Genomic DNA, 17,978 nt, shown 5'->3' on the forward strand with positions numbered 1-17,978 from the left:
AACGATCGGCGCTGCACGCCGCCCGGACGGCGGAAGACCCCGGAGGCCAGTGGCCTCCGGGGTCTTCGTGCTCGGTGCTAGCGCCTTACTGGCAGCTGTCACACTGCAGCAGGTCCATGGGGTCGACGGGAACCGAGTAGCCGCCAACGCTGTCGTTTTCGTAGTCCATGATGGCCTCCCCTAGAAGTCTTGGTTACCGCGTCCTGCGGTGTTCACCCACTATATAACCCGAATGACACGATTGTCATTCCACTACATGTTGTGTTTTGGAGTTTTTTCTCTCTGCCCCGAGATTACGGGCGACCACCGACATTTTGAGTTCGCACGTGCTGCGACTCACCGGCGTGTCGCGCCCCCGACCGACCATCCCGTCGCAGATCGACTCGCCTGAATGACAGCCCCCAGTAGGCTCTGGCTGTGAGATCCCACCCCGTCGTCGCGATGTTCGCAGCGGCCCTGCTCGCACTCGGTCTCACAGCATGTACCAGCCCCGGTCACCGAGCGCAGGCAACGCCCTCACCCTCGAGCACCACAGTGGACGCCACGGCCGATCAACCCATGCTTGACGGCGTCATCGCGACGGGCACCCTCCCGTCGGCCACCGGCGAAGCCACAGGTCGGATCACCCTGACCGCCACGGGCAACAGGGTGAGAGCGACGCTGACGGACTTCCACTCCAGCGCCACCGGTCAGCTCGACCTGCAGCTGAGCCCCAACCCGGTCACGGCGAAGTGCGCCGCCGACTCCTGGTCGTTCGTGATGAACGCCGTCGAGGGCGAGCAGGATGCCTGGTCGCTGCCGATCGGGGTCGCCGGCGGCCCGTTCGAGGTCGACCCGACCTACCTGCACACAGCCGTACTCCGCGTAGATGCGGATGCCGGAAAACCGAACGACGACGGGTGCGTCTACCCCGTGCTGGCGGCGGCAACGCTCAACTGGAGCATTCCGCCGACGCACGCGGAGCTGACCGTCAGCGACCACGGCCGGCGCGCGCACGCCGAGGGCGCCGTGACGACCACGGGCGGCCATCCCTCGACCTACACTGTGGCACCCGGCGACACCGTCGAGGCCATCCTGGCGCGCTTCGCACTCACGCGAGAACAGTTCGGCTATCTCAATCCGTACGACGGCGCCGTTGAGACACCCGACCTGCGGTACGGGACGGTCTACAACCTCTCCCCGGCCGATCGGGGCGCGGCTCCCAGCTGGAGACAGTGAGGGTGCCTGGCCGCCACCGCCGATGACTTCGGTGGCGGCCAGGGGTCATTCGCCGTCCAGCGGGATGAACACCCGCATGGTGCTCGGCCCCCTGTTCGCCCACCGGAAGTAGGGACGCAGCTCGACGACGGTCGACGACCGGACGTCTGCATCCGGAGCCGAGCCGTACGGCCAACCGCTTGACGGCGGCGCCACGATGGAGACCGACGCCGATGACCCGGTGGCGGTCGCAGTCGGCGGGTTCGCCGGGTCGAGGCGGATCGCATCCACGTGCGTGCCGTCCGGGAGGTCGGTGGATTCGGCGCACAGCACGAGCGGACCGCGCTCGACGGCCGCGGTACCGCGCAGCGCATCGATCCGGGGGTCCGGGTAGGTGACCCGCGGCGCCATCGGCAGGTCCAGCAGGAGGGGTTCGTCCGGGGCGAAGGTTCCTCGCCACCGGACGTTGCCATCCTCAGGCTGCAGCGTTTCGTCGCCGATCGACGCGACGGCACCGTCCGCCCAGGAGGGGATGCGGACGCTCAACTCCAGCTCGTCGTCCGCCTCGACCGTGATCGAGATGCGGCCGTCGAACGGATAGCCGCCGCTCCGGACGCGCACGCGGACCGGCGCACCGCTCACGGTGGTTGCGATGTCCAGGTCACCGAACTGGTGTATCTGGATGCCGTCCGTCGACGCGGTCGCGAAGTAGGACTGGACGCTGGCCAGGGTGCGGGCAACGTTCGTCGGGCAGCAGGAGACCTCGAACCAGGGCGCCCGGAGACTCGCCTCCGCCCGCTCGCTGAGTTCGTCCGCGGCCGGGACGGACCCGAGCGTGCGCTGGTGGAGGGTGTTGGCGTAGTAGAACGCCGTGCCCTCCTCGCTCGGCGAGACGAGGACTGCGTTGAGCAGGGTGCGCTCGATGAGGTCGGCGTACTTCGCCTCGCCGCTCTCCAGCAGCAGCCGCCAGCTCAGCATGACCGAGCCGATGGCGGCGCACGTCTCCGCGTAGGCACGGTCGGCCGGCAGCTCGTAGTCGCTTCCGAACTCCTCGTTCTGGTGGTGGGAGCCGACCCCGCCGGTCAGGTAGGTCCGCGCCGCCAGGGTGTTCGTCCACTGACGTTTCACCGCGTCCAGCAGGCCGGTGTCGCCGAACTCGGTGGCCACGTCCACGGCGCCTGCAGCGAGGTACTCTGCTCGCACCGCGTGGCCGCGCAGGACGTCCGCATCCCGAACCGGGACGTCGTCCAGGAAGTACTCGCTCGACTGGAACAGGTTCGTCTTCAGGCGTTTGCGACCGCGGCGCTCGACGAAGATCCTGGCCAGCTCCAGGTACCGCGGCTCCGACAGTGCGCGTCCCAGTTCGGCGAGTGCCGGCTCGATCTCGGGGTGCCCGCAGATGGCGTCACGCCCGTCCGGCCCGAACTCGGTGTAGACGAGGTCGGCGAGCCGGCGCGCGACATCGACGATGAGGTCGAGGTGTCCGGTGCGCACGCGGGCGACGGCGGCCTGGAACAGGTGGCCGAAGCAGTACAGCTCGTGACCCCACTCGAGGCCGGAGAAGCGCGGTCGCTGCCCCTCCCGACCGAAGGACGTGTGGAGGTAGCCGTCGGGTTCCTGGGCGGAGGCGACCCGGGCGACCAGAGAGCGGTAGGTCGACTCGAGGTCCGGATCCTGGGTGCGGCCGAGCTCCCAGGCCATGGCCTCCAGCAGCTTGTACACCTCCGAGTCGACGAACTCGATGCCGTCGTGGTGCTCGGCCACCGTTCCGGCGGCGGCGCGGTCGAAGTTTCCGATCCAGCCGATCCGCTCCATCCACGTCAGGCAGTGGTCGATGATCGCGGTGGCGTTCAGTGTCTGCTTGGCCTCCCAGAAGCCGCCGACGATGCGCACTTCGTCGGGTCCGAGCGGGCGGAGACGGGACCGCGAAGGCCGCACCGGGCCTCCCGTACTGGTGGCGTCGAGGGTGTCGGTCATCGTTCTCCTGAAGAGTCGGCTCGGCTGCGCCGGGCGGCGTCGATGCTGAGGATAAGGTAGCTGCTCGCCGTCCAGGTGTAGGCGCGGTCGCGGAGCCCCTCGCCGGTGACGGCGTCGAAGTTCTCCGCGAATCCGGAGCGCTCGCAGGCGGCACGGAAGCTCGCGCTCACGCGGTCGGCCAGGTCGTGGTGTCCTGCTCGACGTAGTCCGTCCTCGATCAGCACGGTTGACGGGGCCCAGATCGGTCCACGCCAGTAGCCGTCGCTCTCGTAGAGGGGTGAGTCGACAGGCTCCGTGGCCGGACCCCACTCGGTCAGGTGTTCCGCGATCGTGGCGGCGAGCGCGGAGGCGACGTCGTCCGGAAGCCGCTCCCCCAGGACGATCGGGAGGGAGTTCAGCAGGCTGGTCGCCGGTGCGGGCTGCCCGGTGGTCGCGTCGACGGCCGTGAAGTGGTCGCCGGCCCACAGCCGCGCGAACAGGGCGGCCTCCAGCGCGGCGGCTTCGGTGTCCCATTGCTGGCCGGACTCGCCGAGGAGGTCGGCCAGGTCGCGCAGCTCTCGCAGCTGCAGCAGGAGGAACGCCGCGAGGTCCGGCGCGACGACCACACGGGAGGTGTCGAACATGGTCGCGTTGTCCCACCCGCTGTCGTTCCCGTGCTGGTAGTAGGGCAACGGCTGCCCTGGCGCGCGACGGAAGTCCAGCCAGAACCGGGTCCACGCGGCCATCCGCTCGTACACCTCCCGGAGTTCGGCGGTGCTGAAGGTGCGCGACGACCGCGCCCGCAGCCGGGCGAAGGCCCAGCCGTGGATCGGCGGTTTGACGAAGTTGTAGAGCACTTCCGAGTGCGTCACCGAGTCGGGCAGGGCGCCGGACGCATCCTGGTGGTCGAACGGGAGGAGGAACTGCGCCAGAGCCGCGTCCGGGTCGGCTTCGGCCAGCGCCAGTGCGTTGAAGCAGTGGTCCCAGCTCCACACCTTGTCCATCCAGTGCTTGGACATGAGGATGGCCTCCCGCCCGACGAACCCGGAGGGCGACACCGTCGCGGACCACAGCACGTACGCGGCTTTGAGGGCCGCCGCATCGGCCCGCACATCTCCGTCAGCGTCTCCGGCGATCGCGCGCGCATAGTCGCGGAACTCCGTCTCACGGCGGGACACCAGCTCGTCGAAGGGGGTGCCGGCGTCGTAGGGCACAGCCGCCGTTCCCAGTTCCTCCACCGCCACCTCCCACGGCGCCGCGCCGTCCAGGGAGACCGCTCGTTCGGCCGCTCCGACCACGCCCGCGCCGGCGACGGAGACGTCGCCGTCCAGCACCGTCAGCCGGTAGCGCCGCCCGGACTCATAGCTGGTGAGCACGATGGACCCGTCCAACGGGTCCCGGAACAGGTAACCGCCGGAGAACGGGGTCAGCTCCGAGGAAGCCTCGAAGCGCATCCCGAGACCGCTGCCGCGGACGCGGATGGCCCGTGTTCCGTCGAAGACCGCCTCGACCGTTCCCTCCTCCGCGATCCACGAGAGGATGTGCGGCTTGGCGACTGTGCGGGTGTTGACCGCCTCGCCGCCCGCGTGCGGGACGAGAGCGAAGATCGGATGCATCCCCGTCTGGTGGGTCACCAGGTGCACCTCATCGGCGCGCCGGTGGAGACCTACGATGCGGGACAGGTCGATCCAGGCGCCGCGGACGGAGAAGGGGACCTCGTCGATGTCGAGTTCCAGTTCGGTCGGCTGCACCCCGGATCAGTCCTTCACAGCGCCGGCGGTCACACCGGCGGCGACGTACCGCTGGGCGACGACCAGCAGCACGGCTGCGGGGATGGAGGCGACGACGGCGGTGGCCATGATGGCGTTCCACTCCTGGTTGTTGTTGCCGATGTACTTGTAGATGCCGAGGGTGATGGTCTGCAGGCTCCCGCCGCTGTTCAGCGTGGACGAGAAGATGAAGTCCGACCACGCCCACAGGAACGCGAACAGCGAGACGGTGACGATCGAGTTGCGACTGACCGGCAGCACGATGGAGCGGAAGGTGCGCCACGGGCCAGCGCCGTCGATCTTGGCCGCGCTCATCAGTTCGTCGGGGATTCCCGCCATGAACGCGGAGAAGATCAGGACGCCGAACGGCACGGCGAGGGTGGAGTCGGCGATGATCAGACCCCACAGCGTGTTGAGGATGCCGGCGTTCAGGTAGATCGCGTAGAACCCCATCGCCATGATGATCCCGGGGATCATCTGCGCGATCAGCAGCACGAAATTCAGCGCGCCCCGACCCTTGGGCCGCAGCTTGGCCAGTGAGTACGCGGCCGGCGCGGCGAGGGCGACGGTCAGGATCACCGTGCCCAGGCCGATCAGCAGGCTGGTGCCGAGGTACGGGAGCTGCTGGCTCAGGACGGCCTGGTAGCCCTCGAACGTCGCGTGGATCGGGAACAGGTTCGGCGGGCTCTTCCGCATCTCGGTGGCCGGGGTGAGGGAGACGTTGATCATCCAGTAGACGGGGAAGAGCATGATCAGGGTCAGCACGACCCCGACGACGGTCTTCCACCACGGTCGCTTCCCGATCATGCGATGTCCTGCTTTCGCTGGGTGCGGATGTAGATGAAGCCGAAGATCAGCGCGATGACGATGAGCACGTTGCCCACCGCGGCCGCCGGGCTGAAGTCCGGCAGCGTGGACGCGAACCCGAGCTGGTAGGACCAGGTCGCGAACGTCGTCGACGACGTGCCGGGGCCGCCGCGAGTCATGATCCAGATGATGTCGAAGACCTTCAGTGTGTAGATCAGGCCGAGCAGGATGGTGATCGCCGACACCGGCTTGAGGAGGGGGAAGGTGATCCGCCAGAACTTCTGCCAGCCGTTGGCGCCGTCCAGCGAAGCTGCCTCGTACAGCTCGGTGGGGATGTTCTGCAGTCCCGAGTAGATGATCACCAGGTTGAACGGGATGCCGATCCAGATGTTGGCGATGATCACGCTGGTGAGCGCCCAGTCCGGCGAGGTGAGCCAGTTGATCCCCGGCAGCCCGAAGGCGTTGAGCGCCGCGTTCACGACGCCGGAGTCGCTGTTCAGCATCCAGGACCAGGTGGAGGCCGACACGATCAGCGGGAGGAGCCACGGGACGAGGAAGAGCGCCCGCAGCGTCGCCGAGAGGCGGAAGTTCTGGTAGAAGAACACCGCAAGGGCCATGCCGATCGTGAACTGGAAGATGATCGAGATGATCGTGAACAGCGCGGTGTGCAGGAACGCCGGCCCGAAGGTGGGGTTCTGGAACACCTTGATGTAGTTGTCGAATCCGACGAACGGCGCTCCGCCCTGCACGAAGGACCGGACGGTGTAGTCGCGCAGGCTGAGCTCGAGGTTGCGGTAGAGGGGGTAGGCGTAGAAGACGGCCAGGTAGATCACGACCGGAGCGAGAAACGCCCAGGCGGCCCACTGCGGCGACCTTCTGGACCGGGTCTTGGAGCCCGGCCCGGGGTGCGGCCTTGCCCGTGATGGGGCGGCGGTGGCCGCCGCCCCATCACGGGGTCCGACAGAACCCTGCGGCACTGTTCGGGTGGTTGTCATCGGTTGTACCTTCAGTGCTTTGGTTCGGTTACTTGGTTGCTGCTGCCGCTGCCGACTGCGCCGTCTTGAGGGCGGCCTCCGGCGTCTGAGCACCGCTCAGGGCATTCTGCACCGCACCCCACAGCTGCTGCGAGATCTTCGGGTACTTGGTGCCCAGGTTGTCGCTGGTGCGTCCCTTTGCGGCGGCGACCGCATCCACCCACGGCTTCAGCTCCGGGCTCGCGGCGACCTGCTCCTTCTGCGCGGCCGCGGTCGGCGCGATGTAGGAGAGGGTGGTGTCCGTCTTCACGAAGTTCTTCGTGCTGGTCAGGCACTCGGCGATCTTCTTGGAGGTGGCGTAGCGGGCGGTGTCCTTCTGGACGGGGATCGTCATGAACTCTCCACCGGTCGGTGCGGCGGCGGCTCCGCCGTCCACGCCGGGGATGGAGAGGATGCCGTAGTCGATCCCGGCCTTCTTGACGTTGCCGAGCTGCCAGGTGCCGTTCTCACCGAAGGCGAAGTCGCCGGTGGCGAACTCCTGCCAGCTGGTGGTCTGGGTGTTGTTGATGACCGAGTTGGGGGCGTAGCCCTTCTTCACCCAGTCCGTCCAGAGGCTCAGCGCCTGCTGTGCCTTCGCGGAGTCGAGCTGCTTGAGGTTGGCGCCGGAGCCCCAGAACCAGGGCAGGAACTGGAAGCTGCCTTCCTCGGTGCCGATCGCGGAGAAGGTGATGCCCTTCTTGCCCGCGGCGGTGACCTTGGCGAGCGCGTCGGTGAGGCTGCTCCAGTCCTTCACGGTGGCGATGTCGACGCCGGCCCCGTTCAGGACGGTCTTGTTGTAGTAGAGGGCCAGCGTGTTGGCGCCGATCGGGACGCCATAGGTCTTTCCGTCGAGCTCGCCCGCCGCCAGGATGTTCTTCTGGATCTCGGAGGTGTCCAGCTTGTTGTCGGCGGTGCTGGTCAGGATGCCCGCCTCGGCGAGCGTGGAGACGACCGGGTTGTCGACGAGGAGCAGGTCGGGCGAGCTTCCCTGCTGCCCGGCGAGCAGTGCCTTGTTGGTCAGGTCGCTGGTGTCGTAGCCCGTGCGCTTGATGGTGACGCCGGCGTCGGTGCCGCACTGCTCGACGAGCTTGGTCCAGTCGGCAGAGGCGTCGAACTGGGGGTACGGGTCCCAGAACGTGTAGGTGCCGCCTGCGCTGCTGCTGGAGCCGGAACCCGAGCTCGAGCAGGCGGCGACGCCACCGACGACCGCCGCGGCGACGACGACCGCGCCGACGAGGCGCGTGGCTTTCTTGGTGATCACAGTATTCCTCCTTGAATCGTGCATTGCTGAGTGTGCGGCCGTGAGCGCTGAGTAAGCTGCGTGGGACGTTTTCATCGGGTGCTCCCACGGTCGGTGATTTCCGGGGCGACGAACCTCGTCACCGCGGGGCCGGCGAGATCGGGTGAGCCGATCCGCTGGACGAGTTGCCGGACCGCGCTGCGGCCCAGTTCGTTCGGTGAGCTCTCCACTGCCGTGTAGGGCAGCGAGAACGCCCGACCGAAGTTCGTGGCATAGAGGCTGACGACCGAGAGGTCGTCCGGCACCCGCACGCCGCGTGCGGTGAGGACCGACGGCAGCGCGGCGATGGTGGCGTCGTTGTGGACGATGATCGCGGTGGCGTTCGGGCGGGCGTCGAGAATCGCGTTGATGCTGCGGCCGATCTCGGGCTGGCGCGACTCTCCGTAGTAGGGATGCATTTGCAGCCCGTAGCGCGCCGCGCGTTCGAGGGCGGCGTCGCGGAAGCGCCAGCCGTATGCTCCACCGCGCTCGAACACGTGCAGTGGCGGGGAGACGACGATGATCTCGCGGTGGCCGCGTGCGTGCAGATGGTCCACGAGCATCCGGGCCGACTCCCCGAAGTCGAGATCGAACACGTCCAAGCCCTCCGTGCGCTTGGGCAGGCCGACGAGAGCACCGGGCTGTGCCGCTTGTCGCAGGGCGGGGAGGCGGGGGTCTTCGTGGACCACATCGAGCAGCACGACGCCGTCGACCATCCCGGAACTGGTCACCCGACGCAGCGCCTGGACGCTGTCGAACTCCGTGACCAGCAGGATGTCGTAGCCGAACTCCCGTGCGGTGTCGGACACCGGCAGGATGTACTCGAACATCGCCGGAGCGAATTCGTCGGCGTGGAACTGGGTGAACAGCCCGATGACCATCGTCTGAGCGGTGGCGAGCGCGCGGGCCCCTGCGTTGGCGATGAAGCCGAGGGAGGCGATGGCCTCGTCGATCCGGTTTCGGGTCTCGCTGGAGATGGATCGTTTTCCCGACAGGGCGTACGAGACGGTGCTCGTGGAGACGCCGGCGGCACGGGCCACGTCGGTGATGGTCACGGCCATCGCCCCACCTCCACTCCGTCGGGAAGGCGGCTCGAAGTCGAACCGCTTCGATGAAGTTAGCGCAGCGGAAACCCGAAAACAAGTCGAACCGCTTCGCTTCTGCCAAAATCCCGGGTTTTGTACCCCGGATCGGCGCCCCCTGGCCCGCGATCCAGGGTTCTCAAGGTCGCGAAGAGGCGCGAACGAACCGCTTCGACGGTCCGCGCCACATCAGGACAAGCGCTGTGTGCTTCCGCGGTCGACGAAGCCGGGCGCGATCAACCGCACCTGCGGCGCCTGGGCGCTTGCCGGGTCCGTGATGCGGTCGACCAACCGGTTGACCGCCCACTCCCCCAGCACTTCGGGTCGCGTGTCGACCGAGGTGTAGGGCAGTGAGAATGCCGTTCCGAACTCGGCCGAGAACATGCCGACGACAGACAGGTCGTCTGGTACCGAGAGCCCTCGCTCGTGGAGGAGGGATGGGAGGGCGGCGATCGTCGCGTCGTTGTGCACCACCATGGCCGTCACGTCGGGGAAGCGGTCGAGGGCGGATGCCAGCGCCTCGCCGAGCGCCGGCTGGCGGGAGTCGCCCTCGACAGGATGCAGCTGGACACCGTGGCGAGCGGCGCGCTCCGCTGCGGCATCACGGAACCGCCAGGCGTACGAGCCGCCGCGCTCGAAGACGTGCCGGGGTGGCGTGATCAGCAGGATCTCCCGGTGGCCGAGCTCGACCAGATGGTCCACGGCGATCCGCGCAGCCTCGCCGAAGTCCAGATCGACAGCATCGAAGCCCTCGGCATTGCGCGCGTAGCCGATCAGGGCGACCGGCTGGCGGGTCTGCCGCAGCGGCTCCAGCCGCGGATCGTCGTACGTCACGTCCAAGAGCACGACGCCGTCGACCATCGACGAGGACGTGGTCCGCCGAACGGCCGCGTCGACGTCGGGGTCGGTGACCATCAGCAGATCGAAGCCGTGGGTGCGTGCCGTCGTCGAGACGGGGAGCACGTACTGGAGCATCGCGGGTGCGAACTCGTCCTCCTCGAACTGCAGGAACAGCCCGAGGACATTGGTCTGCGACAGGGCGAGCGCCCGGGCTCCGGCGTTCGGCGTGAAATCGAGTTCGGCGATGGCGCGCTGGATTCGCTCCCGCGTCTCCTCAGAGATGGCGCGCTTGCCGGAGAGGGCGTAGGACACGGTGCTCACGGTGACGCCAGCTGCCCGCGCGACATCCCGGATCGTCGCCGCCATCGCCCTCCGTTCGCCGTGACCATTGTCGCACGGGCACCCGGCTCGCTCTTGAGTTCTTACGATCCTCGCTCTATCGTTCGTCGAACCGGTTCGATGTGCAGGCTCGGCCGAAGGCGAGCGAAAGGACCCTCGATGCGCTTCATGCGACTCGGCCGGCCGGGGGTGGAAGTTGGCGTGGTCAGCGACGGAACCACCACCTGGGACCTCCGCCCGCTCACCGCCGACGTCGACGGCGCCTTCCCTCCTCCGATGGCCTGGCCCGCGCCGAGGCCGCCGCCCGGGCCGGCGAGCTTCCCGAACTGGACCCGTCCGGCCTCCGCATCGGCCCACCGATCGGCCGCCCGCAGGCGGTCATCTGCATCGGGATGAACTACGCAGCCCACGCCCGCGAGTCCGGGTCCGAGCCGCCGACCGACATCGTCGTCTTCTACAAGCACCCGAGCACGGTGGTCGGGCCGCAGGACGACATCCCGCGACCCGGCTCGACGACCACCGACTGGGAGGTCGAGCTCGAATCGTCCACCGACCCGGATGCCGAGCGGACGGCCCTGGAGGCGCGGCAGCCGAGCGGTCGGCTCGTGCGGCCGCAGGAGGTCGCCGAAGCTGTCGCGTATCTCGCGTCGCCGACGTCGGGCTCCAGCAATGGCGTCATCCTGCCGGTCGACGGCGGCATGTACTCGTTGCGCCCGAGGCGGTGATCATCCGGCAGACGTGACCATCTCCCGAAGCATCGTCGGACGACCGTGCCGAATTTTCCGACCCACCGCGGCCGGTCGGAGAAACCTGCCCCACCGCATCCACATCTCCGACACAAGCCCGCGAATCTCCGACGCAAGGAGGTCGGCGCGACGCGGCCGCCACGGTCGGAGAAGCGCGCCGAATTTTCCGACCCACCGCGGCCGGTCGGAGAAACCTGCCCCACCGCATCCACATCTCCGACACAAGCCCTCGAATCTCCGACGCATGGAGGTCGGCGCGAGGCGGCCGCCACGGTCGGAGAAGCGCGCCGAAATCTCCGACCCACCGCGGCCGGTCGGAGAAACCTGCCCCACCGCATCCACATCTCCGACACAAGCCCGCGAATCTCCGACGCAAGGCCGCCGAGATGCGAGCCCCCAGCGCGGCGCGGCGGTCGCGGCCGTGTTCCACTTGGGCATCCTCGCGACCGGAGCCTGTCCCTCCGGACTTCGCGGCCGCTGAGCGCTAAGGTCATACCTATGGCGCCTGATTCCACGGCCGCGTCCCGGCTCATCCCACAACGGCTCCCCGCCGAACGGCTGGGCGTCGCGGTCGTCGCCGAACTGGTCGAGATCATCGTGACCGGGCAGCTGAAAGAGGGCGACCTCCTGCCGCCGGAGGCCCCGCTCAGCGAGCACTTCGGTGTCAGCCGGACCGTTTTGCGTGAGTCGGTCAAGCGGCTGGAGGAGAAGGGCCTCGTCATCGTCTCGCAGGGGCGTGGCACCCAGGTCCAGGCCCCTGGTTACTGGAACATGCTCGATCCGGTCGTGCTGTCGGCATTGATCGACAACGACGAGAGCCTCGGCGTGCTGGACGAGCTCACGGTGGTCCGCGCCAGCCTCGAGTGCGCGATGGCGGCCGCGGTTGCGCAGTCCCACACGGCGGAAGAGCTCCGCCGTCTGGAGAACGCGCTGACGGCGATGCGCGAGAGCGAGTCGGAGACCGACTCGTTCCGGCAGGCCGACGTGGTCTTCCACTACGCGCTCATGGAGATCTCCGGTAACCGGCTAGCGGAGAACATCGCCAAGCACCTCTACAAGCGGGCCGTCGAGTCGAGCCGCTACCAGGGCATCAACCCGCCGGATGCCGTGGCACTGACCCTCGAGGAGCACGCCGCCATCGTGGATGCCATCGCCCGCGGGGATGTGCCGGGCGCCGAGAAGGCGATGCACGACCACATCCACGTCTCGTGGGAGCGGCGACGGCTGCCCGACCACGCGCCCCGCACCAAGGGCTCGAAGAAGGCCCGCGAAGAGAAGGACGCTCAGCCGAGCGCGTAAACCGACGACGCCGTCCCGCCAAGAACGCCCGAGCGCTCGGCGGGCGACAGGTCGGCCAGCAGTTCGTCCACCGCAGCGCGCCAGACCGGCGCGCCCCCGCCGAGTTCTGCAAGCGGCCAGTCCGAGCCGTACAGCAGGCGGCCGGCACCGAACGCGTCGAGAGCGGTCGTGACGACCGGCCGGAGATCCGCAGCCGACCACTCACCCGGAGTCAGCCCCGAACTGAGGCCGGAGAGCTTCGCCCACGTGTTCAGGAGGCCGGCGAGTGCGCCCAGGCCGTCCTGCCACCGGGAAGCGTCCGCATCGTCCGCGAGCGGGCCGCCAAGGTGGTCGAGCACGAAGCGCAGCCCAGGATGACGGCCGGCGACGATCGCGGCCTGCGGCAACTGCCAGTCACGGACGACGAGGTCGAAAGCCAGGCCCTCCTGCTCCAGCGCCGCGAGTCCCGCATCCACCTCCGGGCGGAGCAGCCACTCCGGGTCGGGGTCGATGTGGACCAGGTGCCGCACTCCGACGACCGGCACGTTCGCCTCGCGACGGATCCGGTCGAGTTGGGCCGCCACGTCGCCCTCGAGGTCCACCCACACCACGACGCCGGCGACGACCTCGGGGTCGGAACGCACCAACCGGAGGCTCTCCTCCAGGCTGTTGCTCGCCTGCACCACCACCGCGCGGTCCATTCCGGTCGATGCGAGCATGGTCGACAGCTCGGCTGTTCCGAAGTCCCGGTCGATGACCGCCATGGTGTCCGGGTCGATCCAGTCCTGCGGATCCAGCGCTCGATTCCAGAGGTGCACGTGGGCGTCGACGCAGGCGGTCATCCCAGGTGCCAGACTTCGTCGAGCGGCTGCCACAACGCGCCGGGGTTGCGCTCCTCGGCGATCCGGACCTGACACGGGTCGGTGTGCGTCAGCCACCGCTGCGTCACCGGGTCGTCGTCGATCCGCCGCATGTCGGCCTCGTAATCGTCGCCGACGTACTCGTAGTAGCCGAACAGGGTGTCGCCGAACGCGTAGATGCTGTAGTTGCGGATGTTGCCCTCACGCAGCTTGGCCTCCACCTCCGGCCACACCGCCCGATGGAGCTCCAGGTACTCGTCCCGCTTCTCGGGACGGACGCCGACCACGAAGGCGAAGCGCCGCGGTTCGCCGCTCACGATGCGCTCAGCGGCACGGTCGGGTCGTCGATGACGTCGGGCTCGGCCACCAGGCGCAGCGCGGCGCGCTCCGGCCGGACGTGGGGGCCGGTGGCGGGCGGGAGGAGCGACGAGCCGGTCCCGGAGATCTCCGATTCGTTGACGATGATTCCGAGGCCCGGCCGGTCGCCGAGCACGATACCGCCGTCGTCGAAGTCCTGGTCGACATCGAGGCCCACCGGGAAACGCAGGTCCTGCACCTCGAAGGTGAGCAGGTTCGGCACTGCCGCCGCCGCGTGGGCGATGGGGTTGGTGTTGTACGCCACAGGGCTCACGGGGAGGTCATGGCTGTGCGCCAGCGTCGCCACCCGAAGGAAATGGGTGATGCCCCACACATTGCCGACCTGCACGATGTCAAGCGCGTTCGCGTCCAGCAGCGGACGGTATTGCTCGAGGCCGGTGAGGTTCTCGCCGCTGGCGATGGCCGCGCGGATCTTGCCCCGCAAGGCCGCCATGCCGGCGGCATCCCACCGCCGAAGCGGCTCCTCCACCCAGGTGAGGTCCAGCCGCTCCTCGATGGCGCCGATGTAGCGCGCCGCCTGCGCGTGGTTCCACGATTCGTTCACGTCGAACATGAGCGCGGGATGCCGGGCGTTGCGGCTCAGCGCCTCCCGCATGATCTCCAGACGCGGGAGGTCGCGATCCAGGTCGCGACCGCCTTTCAGCTTGCCCGCTTTGAAGCCGCGGTCGGCGAACCGGCCGTACAGCGCCGCCAACTCGTCGTCGCTCAGGCCGTACTCGAGGCCGGAGGCGTAGCCGGGCACGAAGCGCTCCCGGGCACCCAGCGTGCGCCAGAGCGGCTCGTCCGCCGCCTTGGCCTTCAGGTCCCACAGCGCCATGTCGATCGCGCCGATGGTGCCGAAGGTGCTTCCGGAGTGGCCGGCCTTGAACACCCAGTCGAGCATCCGGTCGTAGAGAGCGACCACCGAACGCGGGTCCTCCCCCTCGACCGCCGGGAACACCCGGGCTACGTCCGGGTGCGCGCCCAGTCCGATGCCTTCGAGTCCGCTGTCGGTCTCCAGGATGAGGATGGGGACCGGCGTGGTGTCGCCGTTGTGGACACCGTTGACGTCGCCGGTGACCCGGCCCCAGTCGTGGACCGTCATGATGCTGCGGTAGCCGGTGATCTTCATCGGTGGTTCTCCTTGCGTGTCGACGCGTTCATTCCTTCGTCCCTCCCGCGGTCATCCCCGTGACGAGGAAGCGCTGCGAGAACAGGAAGACGATGAGGACGGGCAGGATCGACACGATCGTGGCCAGCGCCAGGGTGGGCAGCTGGACCGAGTCGGATCCGGCCGAGCTGGGATTGAAAGCCGGCGTCGCCGCGAGCAGCGACGTGAGACCGACCTGGACGGGGTAGCCGTCGCTCGAGGGGAGCATGACGAACGGCAGGAAGAAGTTGTTCCAGTTCTGCACGAAGCTGAAGAACGCGACCAGCGCCACCACCGGCGTCGCGAGTGGCAATGCAACCCGCAGGAACGCCTGGACTTCGCTGCAGCCGTCGATCCTCGCCGCCGCGAGGAGGTCGCGCGGGATGCTCGTCGAAAAGTAGATGTACGTCAGGTAGACGCCGAACGGGAAGAACGACATCGGCAGGATCACCGACAGCGGGCTGCCGATGAGGCCGACGGTGTTCAGCTCCAGGAAGATCGGGAGCACCAGCGCGGTGCTCGGGATCAGCATCACCACGAGGGTGAGCACCAGGAGCGCCTTGCGCAGCCGGAACTCGGTCAGAGCGAGGGCGTAACCGGCCGGGATGCTCACCAGCAGCGTGATCAGCAGCGCGCCGATCGAGTACAGCGCCGAGTTGCCGATCCAGGTTGTCACGGCGCCTCCCTGGAAACCGAACAGCTGGTTCCAGTTGGCGACGAAGTCGTTCCAGGACCCCAGTGAGAACGGGTTGTTCACGATCAGGGCGTGGGACGACTTGGTCACCGCGAACAGCAGCCAGACGATGGGGATGGCGAAGAACAGGACGAAGAGGACCAGGATGACGCCCGCGATGGAGCGGCCGCTCCATCCGCGCAGGCTGGCCCGGCGGCGATCGCCGGTGAGTGCAGTCATGGTCATTCCTTCTCGAAGAGGCCGCCGCGGGTGACGAACACCCAGGAGAGCAGGAGCGCGACGACCAGCAGGATGAGTGAGATCGCGGCAGCGCCGTTGAAGTCGTTCTGCTGGAAGGCGTACTGGTAGGCGAGCTGGTTGAGCGAATAGTCGTTGGGCACGATGGCGTTGCTGGCCTGGCTGAGCAGCTGCGGTTCGACGAAGAGCTGCGTGCCGGCGGCCAGCGACATCACCCCCATGTACGCGATCCACTTGCGCAGCATCGGAAGCTGGATGCGGATCGCGATCTGGACGGCGTTGGCGCCGTCGATCCGTGCCGCTTCGATCACGTCGGTGCTGATGTTGTTCAGCGCTCCGTACATGATCACGATCCAGCCGCCGGCTCCGGTCCAGAAGGCGATGATGGCGAAGATCGCGGGCAGGTTGCCCGGCTGGATCACCTGCACGAAACTGTTCATGCCCATCAGCCGCAGCAGCCCGCTGACCGGGCTCGCGGTCGGGTCGAGCACGAAGAGCCAGAGCAGGACGCTCGAGGCACCGGCGAGCGCGCCCGGCAGGTAGTAGATGAATCGGAACGTCGTGCTGGCCCAGCGAACCCGCAACGCGTGCACGACCAGCGACAGCAGCACCACGAAGATGACGAGCGCGATCAGCCAGATGATGAGGTAGATCGTCACGTGCAGCACAGCCGGCCAGAACCGGAAGTCGGTGACGACCTTGACGAAGTTGTCGAACCCGGCGAAGCCGCCGTCGGTGCTGGTGAAGGCGAGGAGCACCGCGTACAGCGCCGGGATGATGCCGAAGGCGATGGCGAGCAGGGCGTAGAGCGAGACGAAGACGTAGCCGATCGGGGTGCGCCCGGGGGCACGACCGCTTCGCCGGACCGACCGCCGGCGCTCTGCAGCGCCGGCGGTCAGCTGATCGCTCGGAGGAGCGATGGTCATGTCAGTTCACCTTGTATCCGTCGACCTTGGCCTGGTTCTCGATGGCCTGCTGCCAGGTGGGGAGAAGACTGACGATCGACTTCCCGCCGGTGATGGCCGGTGTCATCGTCTTGGCCCAGACCGCCTCCTGGCTGAACATGCCGTAGCCCCAGCCGCCCCACACCTGGGAGGCGGCGGTCGCGATCGGCTTCAGCGGGGTGGCGTAGTACTTGCTGGACTCCTGCTTCGCGATCCACTTGGTGGCGGCCGCGGCGTAGGCCGGGTATCCCGGTGCGACGTCGACCTGGTAGGTGTCGTCCGTCGTGACGAACTGTGCGAACTTCTCCGCAGCCTTCAGGTTCTTGGAGTGGCTGGAGATGAACCAGGTACCTCCGCCGACGTTGCCGGTCACCGCCTTGTCCTCGCCCTTCCAGGGCAGCGGGGCGGCGACGCCCAGCTCACCGGCCGGCACGTTGAGCGACTGCGGGTTGTTGAAGATGGCTCCGGCATACCAGTTCGGACCCGGCATCATCAGCACCTTGCCGGCGTAGGTCTTCACGAACTCGGGAGTGAAGACACTGACCGCGGGCACCGTACCGTTGTCGCGAAGGGTGTCGAGCATCGACGCGGCGCGCTTGCACTCGTCGCTGTCCGTCTTCACCGTGACCGACTTCGGGCCGGTGATGTCGTTCGCCTGGCACTTGCTGCCCCACATGAACACCTCGGGCGTCCACGCGTCGCCGGCGGTGCCGACGATGTAGCCGGGGTGCTCCTTGGCGACCTTCTCGCCGAGGGCCTGGTACTCCTCCCAGGTGGTGGGGACGGCGTAGCCGAACTTGTCCATCTGGGCCTTGTCGTACCAGAGCACGGCCTGGGCGAGGTCGTTGCGGAGGCAGTAGACGTGCCCCTCGACCGTGCACGGGTTCAGCGCGCCCTGGGTGAAGCCGTCGAGCGTTCCCTTCGGCACCAGACCCTTGTCGAGCACGGCGGCGAACGCCTGCTTACCGTTGGTCTTCTGGCTCGCCCAGGAGGCGTCATTGTTCTGGCTGGAGAACACGACGTCCGGCCAGCCGCTGCCTGCGCGATCGAAGAGCTGCATTTTGGTGCGGAACGAGTTGGACCCGTTCGCGGAGCCGTCGTACGTGACGACCTTCACTTTTGTGCCCGGGTTCGCCTTCTCGAATGCCTTCGCCGCGGCCTGACGGTCCGCGTCCACCCAGACGGTGATCGTCGAGGAGGTGTCCTGCGTGGCTTCGGGAAAGCCGTACGACCCGTTCGCCGAGCTCCCGCCGGTACTGCAACCGGTGAGAGCAAGGAGCGCCGTCGCGGCGCCGAGTGCGGCCACGGTCAGCGCCGAGCGACGGCGTGAACGCACCACAGTGTGGATTCCGACCATGAGATGTCCTTGTCTTGTCGACTTCGTTGACGACTCCGAGGAGGCGTGATTCCGACTATAGAGCATACGTATG

16 protein-coding genes are annotated in these 17,978 nt (G+C 67.9%); 3 read left to right on the forward strand and 13 right to left on the reverse strand.

Annotation, left to right across the window (positions count from 1 at the left end; all coding sequences use genetic code 11):
* Positions 1–417 precede the first annotated feature (417 nt).
* Entirely contained in the window at positions 418–1,218 is an 801-nt protein-coding gene (locus AB4079_RS00240) for a LysM peptidoglycan-binding domain-containing protein (RefSeq protein WP_441785264.1), read from the forward strand.
* A gap of 45 nt (positions 1,219–1,263) precedes the next feature.
* Here the strand turns inward: AB4079_RS00240 and AB4079_RS00245 are convergent, their stop codons facing one another.
* The 7 genes from AB4079_RS00245 to AB4079_RS00275 form a co-directional block, all read right to left on the reverse strand.
* Positions 1,264–3,174 (reverse strand): glycoside hydrolase family 127 protein, encoded by a 1,911-nt coding sequence (locus tag AB4079_RS00245; protein WP_441785265.1) that lies wholly within the window; start codon positions 3,172–3,174, stop codon positions 1,264–1,266.
* Positions 3,171–4,904 (reverse strand): amylo-alpha-1,6-glucosidase, encoded by a 1,734-nt coding sequence (locus AB4079_RS00250; protein WP_441785266.1) that lies wholly within the window; start codon positions 4,902–4,904, stop codon positions 3,171–3,173. The genes AB4079_RS00245 and AB4079_RS00250 overlap by 4 nt, the downstream gene beginning before the upstream one ends.
* A gap of 6 nt (positions 4,905–4,910) precedes the next feature.
* Positions 4,911–5,729 (reverse strand): carbohydrate ABC transporter permease, encoded by an 819-nt coding sequence (locus tag AB4079_RS00255; protein WP_441785267.1) that lies wholly within the window; start codon positions 5,727–5,729, stop codon positions 4,911–4,913.
* Entirely contained in the window at positions 5,726–6,562 is an 837-nt protein-coding gene (locus tag AB4079_RS00260; protein WP_441785268.1) for a carbohydrate ABC transporter permease, read from the reverse strand. The genes AB4079_RS00255 and AB4079_RS00260 overlap by 4 nt, the downstream gene beginning before the upstream one ends.
* Before the next feature lie 190 nt (positions 6,563–6,752).
* Positions 6,753–8,003 (reverse strand): sugar ABC transporter substrate-binding protein, encoded by a 1,251-nt coding sequence (locus tag AB4079_RS00265; protein ID WP_441785269.1) that lies wholly within the window; start codon positions 8,001–8,003, stop codon positions 6,753–6,755.
* 71 nt (positions 8,004–8,074) lie between these two features.
* On the reverse strand, positions 8,075–9,082 hold the full coding sequence (locus AB4079_RS00270) for a LacI family DNA-binding transcriptional regulator (protein WP_441785270.1): 1,008 nt from the start codon (positions 9,080–9,082) through the stop codon (positions 8,075–8,077).
* Positions 9,083–9,292: 210 nt separating this feature from the next.
* Entirely contained in the window at positions 9,293–10,309 is a 1,017-nt protein-coding gene (locus AB4079_RS00275; RefSeq protein WP_441785271.1) for a LacI family DNA-binding transcriptional regulator, read from the reverse strand.
* Between the two features lie 365 nt (positions 10,310–10,674).
* Between AB4079_RS00275 and AB4079_RS00280 the strand changes: the two genes are divergently transcribed.
* A complete protein-coding gene (locus AB4079_RS00280; protein ID WP_441785272.1) occupies positions 10,675–11,007 on the forward strand; it encodes an SDR family oxidoreductase in 333 nt (110 codons plus the stop codon).
* A gap of 519 nt (positions 11,008–11,526) precedes the next feature.
* Positions 11,527–12,327 carry a FadR/GntR family transcriptional regulator gene (locus AB4079_RS00285; RefSeq protein WP_441785273.1) on the forward strand — a complete coding sequence of 267 codons (801 nt, stop codon included), beginning with the start codon at positions 11,527–11,529 and terminating at the stop codon, positions 12,325–12,327.
* On the opposite strand, the gene AB4079_RS00290 is transcribed toward AB4079_RS00285, so the two are convergent.
* The 6 genes from AB4079_RS00290 to AB4079_RS00315 are packed head-to-tail and all read right to left on the reverse strand — an operon-like array spanning position 12,312 to position 17,905.
* A complete protein-coding gene (locus tag AB4079_RS00290; protein WP_441785274.1) occupies positions 12,312–13,148 on the reverse strand; it encodes an amidohydrolase family protein in 837 nt (278 codons plus the stop codon). The genes AB4079_RS00285 and AB4079_RS00290 overlap by 16 nt on opposite strands.
* Positions 13,145–13,483, reverse strand: coding sequence for an L-rhamnose mutarotase (locus AB4079_RS00295; RefSeq protein WP_441785275.1), 339 nt, complete (start codon positions 13,481–13,483; stop codon positions 13,145–13,147). The genes AB4079_RS00290 and AB4079_RS00295 overlap by 4 nt, the downstream gene beginning before the upstream one ends.
* Positions 13,480–14,655 carry a mandelate racemase/muconate lactonizing enzyme family protein gene (locus tag AB4079_RS00300; RefSeq protein WP_441785276.1) on the reverse strand — a complete coding sequence of 392 codons (1,176 nt, stop codon included), beginning with the start codon at positions 14,653–14,655 and terminating at the stop codon, positions 13,480–13,482. The genes AB4079_RS00295 and AB4079_RS00300 overlap by 4 nt, the downstream gene beginning before the upstream one ends.
* A gap of 28 nt (positions 14,656–14,683) precedes the next feature.
* A complete protein-coding gene (locus AB4079_RS00305; protein WP_441785277.1) occupies positions 14,684–15,586 on the reverse strand; it encodes a carbohydrate ABC transporter permease in 903 nt (300 codons plus the stop codon).
* A gap of 2 nt (positions 15,587–15,588) precedes the next feature.
* Positions 15,589–16,530, reverse strand: coding sequence for a carbohydrate ABC transporter permease (locus AB4079_RS00310; RefSeq protein ID WP_441785278.1), 942 nt, complete (start codon positions 16,528–16,530; stop codon positions 15,589–15,591).
* Position 16,531: 1 nt separating this feature from the next.
* Positions 16,532–17,905, reverse strand: coding sequence for an ABC transporter substrate-binding protein (locus AB4079_RS00315; RefSeq protein ID WP_441785279.1), 1,374 nt, complete (start codon positions 17,903–17,905; stop codon positions 16,532–16,534).
* Between the last annotated feature and the right edge of the window lie 73 nt (positions 17,906–17,978).

It is taken from the genome of Leifsonia sp. 2MCAF36 (assembly GCF_052115525.1).
GTDB lineage: Bacteria > Actinomycetota > Actinomycetes > Actinomycetales > Microbacteriaceae > Leifsonia.

Coding starts and splice junctions, on each gene's coding strand:
- AB4079_RS00245 (WP_441785265.1), bottom strand. CDS start 3,174: ATGACCGACACCCTCGACGCCACCAGTACGGGAGGCCCGGTGCGGCCT.
- AB4079_RS00255 (WP_441785267.1), bottom strand. CDS start 5,729: ATGATCGGGAAGCGACCGTGGTGGAAGACCGTCGTCGGGGTCGTGCTG.
- AB4079_RS00270 (WP_441785270.1), bottom strand. CDS start 9,082: ATGGCCGTGACCATCACCGACGTGGCCCGTGCCGCCGGCGTCTCCACG.
- AB4079_RS00275 (WP_441785271.1), bottom strand. CDS start 10,309: ATGGCGGCGACGATCCGGGATGTCGCGCGGGCAGCTGGCGTCACCGTG.
- AB4079_RS00280 (WP_441785272.1), top strand. CDS start 10,675: ATGAACTACGCAGCCCACGCCCGCGAGTCCGGGTCCGAGCCGCCGACC.
- AB4079_RS00285 (WP_441785273.1), top strand. CDS start 11,527: ATGGCGCCTGATTCCACGGCCGCGTCCCGGCTCATCCCACAACGGCTC.
- AB4079_RS00290 (WP_441785274.1), bottom strand. CDS start 13,148: ATGACCGCCTGCGTCGACGCCCACGTGCACCTCTGGAATCGAGCGCTG.
- AB4079_RS00300 (WP_441785276.1), bottom strand. CDS start 14,655: ATGAAGATCACCGGCTACCGCAGCATCATGACGGTCCACGACTGGGGC.
- AB4079_RS00305 (WP_441785277.1), bottom strand. CDS start 15,586: ATGACTGCACTCACCGGCGATCGCCGCCGGGCCAGCCTGCGCGGATGG.
- AB4079_RS00310 (WP_441785278.1), bottom strand. CDS start 16,530: ATGACCATCGCTCCTCCGAGCGATCAGCTGACCGCCGGCGCTGCAGAG.
- AB4079_RS00315 (WP_441785279.1), bottom strand. CDS start 17,905: ATGGTCGGAATCCACACTGTGGTGCGTTCACGCCGTCGCTCGGCGCTG.